The organism is Streptomyces sp. NPDC040622 (genome assembly GCF_055593965.1).
This window is the reverse complement of sequence record NZ_JBVIXD010000004.1, coordinates 452,761-463,031: the sequence shown is the minus strand read 5'-3', so window position 1 is coordinate 463,031 and position 10,271 is coordinate 452,761. Positions and strand designations below refer to the sequence as shown.

10 protein-coding genes are annotated in these 10,271 nt (G+C 73.6%); 3 read left to right on the top strand and 7 right to left on the bottom strand.

The genetic code is table 11. The features are described from left to right. Positions 1-163: 163 nt before the first annotated feature. Positions 164-760: a TetR/AcrR family transcriptional regulator gene (locus ACZ592_RS13750; RefSeq protein WP_471581717.1), complete on the bottom strand. Its 597-nt coding sequence runs from the start codon at positions 758-760 to the stop codon at positions 164-166. Between the two features lie 94 nt (positions 761-854). Between ACZ592_RS13750 and ACZ592_RS13745 the strand changes: the two genes are divergently transcribed. Beyond that, a complete protein-coding gene (locus ACZ592_RS13745) occupies positions 855-2,075 on the top strand; it encodes an alpha/beta hydrolase family protein (protein WP_471581716.1) in 1,221 nt (406 codons plus the stop codon). 67 nt (positions 2,076-2,142) lie between these two features. On the opposite strand, the gene ACZ592_RS13740 is transcribed toward ACZ592_RS13745, so the two are convergent. Both ACZ592_RS13740 and ACZ592_RS13735 read right to left on the bottom strand, forming a co-directional pair. After that, positions 2,143-3,054 carry a DMT family transporter gene (locus ACZ592_RS13740; RefSeq protein WP_471581715.1) on the bottom strand — a complete coding sequence of 304 codons (912 nt, stop codon included), beginning with the start codon at positions 3,052-3,054 and terminating at the stop codon, positions 2,143-2,145. After that, on the bottom strand, positions 3,051-3,887 hold the full coding sequence (locus ACZ592_RS13735; protein ID WP_471581714.1) for a phosphatase PAP2 family protein: 837 nt from the start codon (positions 3,885-3,887) through the stop codon (positions 3,051-3,053). The genes ACZ592_RS13740 and ACZ592_RS13735 overlap by 4 nt, the downstream gene beginning before the upstream one ends. A 160-nt stretch (positions 3,888-4,047) precedes the next feature. On the opposite strand from ACZ592_RS13735, the gene ACZ592_RS13730 reads away from it, so the two are divergent. After that, positions 4,048-4,632 carry a TetR/AcrR family transcriptional regulator gene (locus tag ACZ592_RS13730; protein WP_471581713.1) on the top strand — a complete coding sequence of 195 codons (585 nt, stop codon included), beginning with the start codon at positions 4,048-4,050 and terminating at the stop codon, positions 4,630-4,632. A gap of 154 nt (positions 4,633-4,786) precedes the next feature. Here ACZ592_RS13730 and ACZ592_RS13725 read toward each other — a convergent pair whose 3' ends face one another. From ACZ592_RS13725 to ACZ592_RS13710, 4 genes are all read right to left on the bottom strand, one after another. Next, complete coding sequence (locus ACZ592_RS13725) at positions 4,787-5,734, bottom strand: DUF2510 domain-containing protein (protein ID WP_471581712.1); 948 nt, start codon at positions 5,732-5,734, stop codon at positions 4,787-4,789. A 72-nt stretch (positions 5,735-5,806) separates the two neighbouring features. After that, entirely contained in the window at positions 5,807-6,991 is a 1,185-nt protein-coding gene (locus ACZ592_RS13720; protein WP_471581711.1) for an anhydro-N-acetylmuramic acid kinase, read from the bottom strand. Positions 6,992-7,153: 162 nt separating this feature from the next. Next, a complete protein-coding gene (locus ACZ592_RS13715; protein WP_471581710.1) occupies positions 7,154-8,152 on the bottom strand; it encodes an acyl-CoA dehydrogenase family protein in 999 nt (332 codons plus the stop codon). Continuing rightward, entirely contained in the window at positions 8,152-9,324 is a 1,173-nt protein-coding gene (locus ACZ592_RS13710; RefSeq protein WP_471581709.1) for an acyl-CoA dehydrogenase family protein, read from the bottom strand. Before ACZ592_RS13710 ends, ACZ592_RS13715 begins: the two co-directional genes overlap by 1 nt. A 159-nt stretch (positions 9,325-9,483) precedes the next feature. Between ACZ592_RS13710 and ACZ592_RS13705 the strand changes: the two genes are divergently transcribed. Next, positions 9,484-10,266: an SDR family oxidoreductase gene (locus tag ACZ592_RS13705; protein WP_471581708.1), complete on the top strand. Its 783-nt coding sequence runs from the start codon at positions 9,484-9,486 to the stop codon at positions 10,264-10,266. Positions 10,267-10,271 lie beyond the last annotated feature (5 nt).

Below are 10,271 nucleotides of genomic sequence, written 5' to 3'. Positions count from 1 at the left end.
CGTACCCCCCCCCCCCCCCCCCCCCCCCCCCCCCCCCCCCCCCCCCCCCCCCCCCCTCCCTCCCCCCCCCCCCCCCCCCCCCCCCCACCCCCCCCCCTCCCCCCCCCCCCCCCCCTCCCCCCCCCCCCCCCCGACGCCGTTTTCCTGCCCGGGGCCCGAGGGCTCACGCCCCTCCGGCGGCGGTGTGCAGGCACAGCAGGCGGTCGACCAGTTCGTCGGTGTAGGCGGAAGTGAGCGGGCCCGTCCCGAACAGGATGCGGATGTACATCGGGGAGAGGATGAGGTCGAGCACCTGGAGGACGTCCGGGGGCTGTTCGCCTCGGTCCCGGGCCCGGTCGAGCATGGCTTGCAACTGGCGGGCGCGCTCGGCGAGAAACGCGTCGCGGGCCTCCAGGCCCGGCTGCCCGGAGTGGGACAGGGAGATGGCCAGGCGCAGTATCGCCATCCCCTCCGGCCCGGCGACGTCGCGGGCGGCAGTTGCCGCGTAGGCGCGCAGATCACCCTCCAGGCTGCCGGTGTCGGGGGTGGGGGAGTCCGTGGTGAGCCGGGTGATGGCCACGTCCGAGAGGAGGGCCTCCAGGTTTCCCCAACGGCGGTAGATGCTCGTGTCGGCCACGCCCGCGCGGGCGGCGACGTCGCCGACGGTGAAGTTCCCGTACCCGCGGTCGCCGGCCAGGTCGGCGACCGCCTGATGCACTGCCGCGCGGACGCGAGCCGCCCGGCCACCGGGCCGACGGGCCGGCTCTCGTTGCTTCTCCATGATCCCCACCTTAACGCAGTCGAGACTTGCGTTTGTTGTTTGCGCGGCCCTACAGTCCCACTAAACGCAGGCAACAACTGCTTTAGGAGTCTCGATGGAGCCCCTGTTCTTCCCGCACAACCCTTCGTTCTGGTTCGAGACACTGCGGTCCTTCGGACACATCGCCTACGGCGGCGCCGACTTCGGAGAGGTCGTGGTGACCACTCGGCGGATCACCGCCGGCGACTACGACAGCTGGCACGACGAGTGGCTCGCCACCGCCGACCGGGTGGCCGACGAGGGGCGTACGGCCCTGGCCGGCGGACACCGCGTCAGCGCCCGGGACGCCTTCCTGCGGGCGTCGAACTACTACCGAAGCGCCGAGTTCTTCCTGCACGGCGACGCCACGGACCCCCGCATCCTGCACGCGTACGACGCGTCGGTGCGGTGTTTCCGCCAGGCCGCCGCGCTGTTCACCCCGGTCGTCGAACCGGTGGAGATCCCCTACGAGGACACCGTGCTGCCCGGGTACCTGTACCGCGCCGACGACTCGGGCGCCGCCCGGCCGACCGTGGTCATGTTCAACGGATTCGACGGCACGGCCGAGGAAATGCACTTCGGCGGCGCCGCCGCGGCAGTCGAGCGCGGCTACAACGTCCTGTCCTTCGACGGCCCCGGCCAGCCGGGCACCCGCCACCACCACGGCCTGACGTTCCGTCCCGACTGGGAGAACGTGGTCGGCCCCGTCCTCGACCACGCCCTCACCCGCCCCGACGTCGACCCGGCCCGGATCGCCCTGCTGGGCAACAGCATGGGCGGCCTGCTCGCACCCCGCGCCGCGGCCTTCGAGCACCGCCTCGCCGCCGTCATCGCCCTCGACGGCGTCTACGACCTGGGCGACATGGCCACCGGCTTCCTGTCCCTCGACCGCGCCGAGGGAGAACGGCGGCTGCGCGCCGGCCACGACCCCGAGCTCGACGCCGCCGTGGCGGCGGCCGTGGCCGCCAGTCCCAAGATCCGCTGGCTCGTCGACCAGGGCATGTACGTCATGGGGGCCGACACCCCGCGCGGGCTCTTCGCCACCTTCCTCGACTATCACCTGCGCGACGGCATCGCCGAGAAGATCGCTTGCCCCACCCTGGTCTGCTCGGCCCCGGACGACGTGTTCTTCGAGGGCCAGCCCGAACTGCTCCACAAGCACCTGACCTGCCCCAAGACGCTGCTGGAGTTCCCCGCCGCACTGGGTGCGGACGCGCACTGCCAGGCGGGCGCCCAACGCCTGGCCTTCGCCCGCGTGTACGACTGGCTGGACGATGTCATGGCCGAAAGCGCCTGAGTCTCAGGGCCTGTCCTCACATTCCTGCCGTGGCCCTGCGGGGCAGGCAGGAATGTGAGGACAGGCCCTAGGGCCGCGACAGATGCAGCGTGGGCGGTTCCACGGGCTGGCCGGGGATCGACGCCAGGAACTCCGGTCCCGTCCCGGCCGCCGCCGTGCGCGGCGACCGCGTGAGCACCACCACGCCGCCCGCCGCCACCGCCGCGCCCGCCACGGCCAGCAGGATCCCGCCGACCCCGCCCTGGAGCCGCTCGCCGAGCAGTGCCACGCCGATGACCGAGGCCGCCACGGGGTTGGCCAGCGTCACCACGGCGAGCGGTGCGCCGAGGCCCCCGCGGTAGGCGGTCTGCGAGAGCAGCAGGCCACCGGCGGCGAACATCGCGACCAGCAGCGCCACGATCACCACCTGCGGGCTGAACAGCGGCCCCGAGCGGTCCGTCACGGCGACCGTGACGGTCTGCGTGAGCGCCGACGCGACCCCGGAGGCGAAGCCCGACGCCGTCGCGTGCCGCAGCCCCGGCCGGGTACCGGGGCGGGAGAGGACGCCGATGACCGTCATGGTCGCCGCGGCCACGGCCAGCGCCTCCGGCACCGTCAGCGTGTCGTCGGGCGCGGGGCCCGACGCGGTCAGGAGCAGCGCGCCGAGGCCGATCAGCGTGAGACCCGTGCCGCGCCACTCCAGGCGCGTGACCCGGCGGCCCGCGAGCCGCGCGCCCAGTGGCACGGCGGCGACGAGGGTGAGCGCGCCCAACGGCTGCACCAGCGTGAGCGGCCCGTACTTGAGGGCGGCCACGTGCAGCAGGGCCGCGGAGGCGTTGAGCCCGACCGAGGACCACCAGGTGCCGCTCGCGAGCATCCGCAGGACCCCGCTCTCGCCCTCGGTGACGCGCGAGGCGAGGCGTTCCTGGGCGACCGCGGCGGCGGCGTACGCGGCCGCCGAGACCAGGGAGAGCGCGACGGCGAGGAGGGTGGCGTTCATCGGCCGGCTCCCGTGGTGATCAGTGGCCGGGCGGGCGCCGCGCGGCGCACGACCAGCGAGTGTCCGGGGCGCGGCAGCCGGATCACCGCGAGCGCGATGCCGAGCAGTGCGGTCGCCACGATCGCGTCGAGCCAGTAGTGGTTGGCGGTGCCGATGACGACGAGCAGCGTGAGCAGCGGATGCAGCAGCCACAGCCAGCGCCACCGCGACGAGGTCGCCGCGATCATGCCGACGGCGAGCATCAGTGCCCAGCCGAAGTGCAGGGAGGGCATGGCCGCGAACTGGTTCGCCATCGTGTCGGTCGCGGGCCTGGCGGCGTACACCGAGGGCCCGTACACCTGCGCGGTGTCCACGAGGCGGGTGGCGTCCAGGAGCCGGGGCGGCGCGAGCGGGAAGCCGAGGTGGAGCACGAGGGCGGCCGCGGTCAGCGCGGCGAGCACCCGCCGCGTCCAGACGTAGTGCCGGGGGCGGCGCAGATACAGCCAGACCAGGAACAGCAGCGTCGCCGGGAAGTGCACGGCCGCGTAGTAGGTGTTCGCGACGTGGATCAGCCCGTCGCTGCTGAGCAGGGCGTCCTGCACGGCGCCCTCGCCGGGCAGGCGCAGCGTGCGCTCGGCGTCCCACACGCGGTGCGCGTTGTGGAAGGCCTCGGCGGTGTGGCCGTTGGCGAGCTGCCTGCCGAACTTGTAGACGAGGAAGAGTCCTACGACGAGGAGGAGCTCGCGGACGAGGGGCGGTCGGGCAGAGGTGTCCGGCTTCCGGGCGACGGTCGCGCCCGGCTCCCGGACCTGTATGTCCGGCTCCCGTTCGGCAGGCTCGGTTCGGGATTCCATCCCCCGGCCCCTTTGCGTGATGACTGGGTGGTGCGGTGCTGAGCGGAGGATCGCCCCACTCATCGATACGCCAGTGTACCGATACGGAAGCGTACCGGTACACTCACGTATCGAAAGGTGTCGATCGAGCCGATCGGCCGCCGTACCGAGGAGAAGAGCCATGACGTCGACGTCGAACCGCTCGAAGATCACGCCGGAGCGTGAGCAGGAGTTCTACGACGCCGTCCTCGACCAGCTCCGCGAGTGCGGGTACGACGCGCTGACCATGGAAGGCGTGGCCGCGAGCACCAGGTGCAGCAAGTCCACGCTCTACCGGCAGTGGAAGACCAAGCCCCAGTTCGTGGCCGCCGCGCTGCGCGCCAACCGCTGTGTCCGGTTCGCCGGGATCGACACCGGGAGCCTCGCCGGGGACCTGCGGGAGGCGGCACGGGTCGCGGGCGAGCAGTCGGCCCGGGACACGATGCTGGTCCAGGCGCTCAGCCACGCGGTCCTGCAGGACGAGGACCTGCAGCGGGCGCTGCGCGAGACGCTGGTCGAGCCGGAGCTCCAGGCCGTGGCCGCGATCGTCCGCCGGGGCGTCGACCGCGGCGAGATCCCCGAGGGGCACCCGGCGGTGGAGTTCCTCGCGGTGCAGCTGTTCGGCGTCCTGCGGGCCAGGCCGATTCTGGAGGGCGCGGCCGCCGACGGGGAGTACCTCACCCGTTTCGTCGAGGCCTGTGTGCTTCCCGCACTGGGCCTCCCCTGATCGCGGGCCCGGGTCTGTCGGATGACGGGACCCGGGCCTGCCCGCGCCGCACCGTGGGGACGGGGGCGGCGCGCACCCCCGGGCCGGACGGGGTTCCTCCTGAGCGGCGAGGAACCCCGCCCGGTCCGCTGCGTCAGGAGGTCACCCGTGCCGCCTAGACGTCCTGGCCGTTGCCGCCACCGGGCTTGCCGACGGGGCCGGCCTTGATGCCCTCGGCGATCTTGTCCATGGCCGACTGCGACGGGGCCTTGTCGTTGACGTCGATGCCCATGCGGACGATGACGAGCTTCGACTTGTCGGCGGGGGAGGGGAACGCGAGCGACTCGACGTAGCCGTCGTCGCTCTTCTCCGTGACCGCCTTCCAGCGGACGTAATAGCCCTTCTGTCCCGCCACGGTGATGGACTCGGAGGCCAGCACCTCGTGCGAGGTGATCTTGCCGTAGGTCTTGCCGCCGTAACCCTCCTTGGCGTTCTTCTTGATGTCCGCCTTGGCGGCCGCCTCCGGGGTCTTGGCGTCGATCTTCAGCTGCTTCGCCGACTGGGAGAACGCGCTGCCGCGCGTGCACTGGTCCTTGGCGTTGCCGGGGCAGGGGATGGGGTCCGTCTGCGCCCCGGCGCCGTACCGGGTGCTCCCGCCCTTCCAGCCGTCCGGCACGGGGATCTTGATGCCGTTCACGAGGTCGCTCGCGAAGCCGGGGTCCTGCTCGGGGTCCTGCGGCCCATCGGGACCCGGGCTCTGCTGCGGGTCCGTAGGCGACTCGGGCGATCCGGGAGCCTGCGGGGCACCCACCGACGGCTCCCTGACGGCGGAGTCGCCGCCGTCCCCGTCGTCGTCCGCCGTGAGGGCGTACACGCCCCCGCCTATCCCCGCGAGGACGACGAGGACCACGCCCGCGGCTATCGCCACGCGCAGGGTGCGGCGGGGGGCCGGGGCCTGACCGGGATGGGCCGGAAAGGCCGGCGCGGTCGGGTACGTCGCGGTGCCGGCGGCGGCCCGCACCTGGTCCGTCCACACGGTCCCGTCCCACCAGCGCTCGGTGGGAGGACCGCCGGCGGTCTGGCCGGGGTCGGAGTACCAGCCTGGGGGAGTCATATGGGTCATGGACGCCAGCGTATGAGCCCCGCGTGAAAGGCGGATGAGAGGGGCCCGTCGAATCCGGTCCCCTCTACCGGTCTACCGGCCCCCGCGCCCATGGCCGTTGACCACGAGCCGCACCGGCCCCCGGTCCCCCTCGACCGGCTCGGGCCACGGCATCCCCGCACGCCCCGGGGTGATCGAGCCCAGCACGCTCGCGTGCCGCGCCCCCGTGCTCGCGGGCACGGTGCCGGCGAGCCCGTGCAGGGTCAGGAAGCCGAGGACCGCGAAGGCGTACGCCTCCTTCGCCGCGGAGGGCAGGCCGAGTTCGTCGGAGGTGCGCAGCACGACCCCGCCGCCCAACTCCGTCCGCAGGACGGCCATCAGTGCGGGGTTGCGGGTGCCGCCGCCGGACACGATCACCTCGGACGCGCCCACCGAGCGGACGGCATCGGCCACCGTGCGGGCGGTGAGGCGGGTGAGCGTGGCGACGACGTCCTCGGCGGGGAGCTTCTCGTACCCCGTGAGCGCCACTCGGAGATAGGGCAGATGGAAGAGCTCCTTGCCCGTCGTCTTCGGCGCGGGAAGCGCGTAGTAGGGCTCGGCCAGAAGTCGCGCCAGGAGTCCCTCGTCGACCGTGCCGCGGGTGGCCAGTTCGCCCTCCGGGTCGTAGGCGAGGCGTCCGTCCGTCGCCTCGCGCACCGCCGCGTCGATCAGGGCGTTGGCGGGGCCGGTGTCGAAGGCGGTGCCGTCCGCGGCGGTGATGTTGGCGATGCCGCCGAGGTTCAGCGCGGCGGGTGTGCCGGTCCTGCCGCGCAGCCACATCCGGTCCACCAGGCTGACCAGCGGCGCGCCCTGGCCGCCCGCCGCGATGTCGCGGGGCCTGAAGTCGGCGACCACGGGCAGGCCGGTCGCCTCGGCGATCCACGCGGGCTGCCCGATCTGCAGGGTGCCGTGCACCTGCCCGTCGGCCACCCAGTGGTACACGGTCTGCCCGTGCGAGGCGACCAGCTCGGCCTGCCCGTCGCATAGTTCGCGGTCCGCCTCGACCGCGGCGGCGGCGAAGGCCCGGCCGATGCGGGTGTCCAGGCGGCAGACCTCGGCGAGCGTGGTCGCGGCGGGCGGCAGCGCGGCCGTGAGGTCCGCGCGCAGGCCCTCGTCGTAGCCACGGCTGATCAGCCCGAGGGGGGAGAGGATCAGACGATCGCCGTCGAGGGTCAGATCGGCGGCTGCCGCGTCGATCGCGTCGTACGAGGTCCCTGACATGAGCCCGATCACGCGCACGTGTGGCCTCCTTCTCGGTCGGCTCACCAATGTGCTTGATCATCGCATCCCGGGGGCCGCGGGCGACTCCTGTTCCCGGAAAAGCGGCACCGGGTGCGGGCCCCGCGGAGTCACGCGGCCGGGTCGCGCGCCGGGCTCGCGTCCTTCACGCGTGGCGCTCCCTCACGCGCGCGAAGCCAGGACCCGCGCCCGCCACACCCCCGGGTCCCCCCAGGCGCCGCGCAGCGCCCGCGCCTTGGTGAGCCAGAGGGACAGGTCGAACTCCGCCGTGTACCCGATCGCCCCGTGCAGCTGCAGCGCGGCGCGGGCCGCCCCGTACGCCGCCTCGCCCGCCGTCACCTTGGCGGCGGCGACATCGGCCGGCGCCATGGTCGTCGCGGCGCCGAACACCATCGGCCGCGCGAACTCCAGGCGCACCAAGACGTCCGCGAGCCGGTGCTTGACGGCCTGGAACGTGCCGATCGGCGCCCCGAACTGGGTGCGCTGCTTGACGTGAGCCACGGTCCTTTCGAGCAGTGCGAGCCCGACGCCGAGCGACTGCGCGGCCGTGGCGAGCGCCGCCCAGTCGGCCGCGTGCCGTGCCGCGGCGCTCACCGCGGGGCCCGAGGCGAGCAACTCCCCGCCGGGCAGCGGCGCGGCGAGGCGCCGTGCGGCGTCCAGGGACCGGCGCACGCGCGCGTGTCCGGGGGCGAGCCGCAACTCGCCGTCCGTCACGGTCAGGATGAGGTCCGCCGCGTCCGCGTCCAGGGCGAGCGGTCCCGCGCCGGGCAGCTCCGCGGGCAGCGTCAGCGTCGCGCTCGACGTGCCCGACGCCAGCAGGGACAGGAACCGTTTGGCCGGTCCTCGTTCCCCGTTCTCGGCGAGGCGGGTCAGGAGCGCCGCCGACGCCACCGTCTCGACGGCCGGGCCGGGCACCGCGTGCCGTCCCCACTCGACCAGCGCGAGCGCGGTTTCCACGGGCAGCGGCCCCACACCCTCGTACTCCTCGGGGACGGCGAGCGCGAAGACCCCCGCGTCCGCGAGCCGCGCCCACACCGCGCGCCCCGGAGCGTGCTCGCCCAGGCCCCACGCGCGCGTGGCCGCCGCCGTGTCGGCCGCCGTCAGCATCGCGTCCAGGGAGCGGGCGAACTCCCGCTGCTCGTCGTCGAGGAGGAACCTCATCAGCGGCGTCCCTTCGGCAGGCCGAGCAGCCGCTCGGCGATGATGTCGCGCTGGATCTCGTTCGTGCCGGCGTAGATGGGCCCGGCGAGCGCGAAGACGTACCCCTCGGCCCAGTCGGGGCCGTCCGCCGGTGCGCCGTCGGTCAGTTCGCCGTCCGCGCCGAGCAGATCGAGTGCCGTCTCGTGCAGCGCGATGTCGTACTCGGACCAGAAGACCTTGTTCAGGCTGGACTCGGCGCCGATCGTCTCCCCGGCCAGGAACCGCGAGGCGTTGGCCCAGGTGAACAGCTCGTAGGCGCGCGCCCCGATGACGGCGTCGGCGACCCGGTCGCGCAGTGCCGTGTCGGCCGGGTCCGCCCGCTCCCGCCACTGCAGGGTCAGCCGGTCGGCGGCGGCGAGGAACCGGCCGGGGGAGCGCAGGGTGAGACCGCGTTCGTTGCCCGTGGTGGACATGGCGATCCGCCAGCCCTGCCCTGGCTCGCCGATGACGTCCTCGTCGGGCACGAACACGTCGTCCAGGAAGAGTTCGGCGAAGGCGGGCTTGCCGTCCAGGCGTCCGACGGGACGGACCGTCACCCCCTCCGCGTCGAGGGGGAACATCAGATACGTGAGGCCCCGGTGCGGGCGGTCCTTGGTCTCCTCGGGGGGCGCGCTGCGGAACAGGCCGAACGCGCGGTCGGCGAACGCGGCCCGCGACGACCAGGTCTTCTGCCCGCTGAGCAGCCAACCCCCCTCCGTGCGCCGTGCGGTGGAGCGCAGGGACGCGAGGTCGGAGCCGGACTCGGGCTCCGACCAGGCCTGCGCCCAGATGACCTCGCCGGTCGCCATGGAGGGCAGCACCCGCGCGCGCTGTTCCTCGGTGCCGAAGTCGAACAGGGTCGGCGCGAGGAGGTTGATGCCGTTCTGCGAGACGCGGCCCGGGGCCCCCGCCGCGTAGTACTCCTCCTCGAACACCAGCCACTCGACGATGTCGACGCCCCGCCCGCCGTACTCCTCGGGCCAGGACACCACCGACCAGCGGTCGGCCGCGAGCGTGCGCTCCCACTCCCGGTGCGCCGCGAAACCCTCCTCGGTCTCCAGCGAGGGCAGCGGCACGGCCGGCACGTGCGCGGCGAGCCAGTCGCGCGCCCGCTGCCTGAACTCCCCTTCCCCGGCGGTGAAGTCGAGGTCCATCAGTGGCCCACCTCTTCGATGCGTCGACTCAGGGGCGGGCGGACCGGCGGATCGATTCCGGTATCGTGGCCGGAAGCCCTTCCCTAACAAGTGTTTGGTAGATTAGCCTGAAGGGCGTACCGCAGTCGAGGGTCTGAATCCAGAATCGGGGAGCCGCCCATGGACGCACCCGCCTACGTGCCCGCGCACGACCTGCTCGCGGGACGCACCGCCGTGATCACGGCCGCCGCCGGGGCCGGCATCGGCGGCGCCACCGCCCGCCGCTTCCTCGAGGAGGGCGCGCGGGTCGTCATCGGCGACGCGCACGCCCGGCGCACCAAGGAGTCGGTGGCCGCGCTCGCCGAGGAGTTCGGCGCCGACCGGGTCGACGGCATGCCCTGCGACGTCACCGACGCGGGCCAGATCCACGCGCTGTTCGACCTGGCGGAGCGGCACCACGGCCACCTCGACATCGTGGTGAACAACGCGGGCCTCGGCGGCACCGCCGAGCTCACCGAGATGACCGACGACCAGTGGGACAAGGTCATCGACGTCACGTTGAACGGCACGTTCCGCTCCACCCGCGCCGCGCTGCGCCGCCTGCGGGCCGCCGGCCGGGGCGGCGTGATCGTGAACAACGCCTCCGTGCTCGGCTGGCGCGCCCAGGCCGGACAGGCGCACTACGCCGCGGCGAAGGCGGGCGTCATGGCCCTCACCCGGTGCGCCGCGCTCGAGGCGGCCCCCCACGGCATCCGGGTCAACGCGGTCTCGCCCAGCCTCGCCATGCACCCCCACCTCGCGAAGGTCACCTCGCCCGAGCTCCTCGAAGAGCTCACCGCGCGCGAGGCGTTCGGCCGGTACGCCGAGCCGTGGGAGATAGCCAACGTCATCGTCTTCCTGGCCAGCGGCTACTCCTCGTACATGACCGGGGAGACGGTCTCGGTCAGCAGCCAGCACGCCTAGGCGGA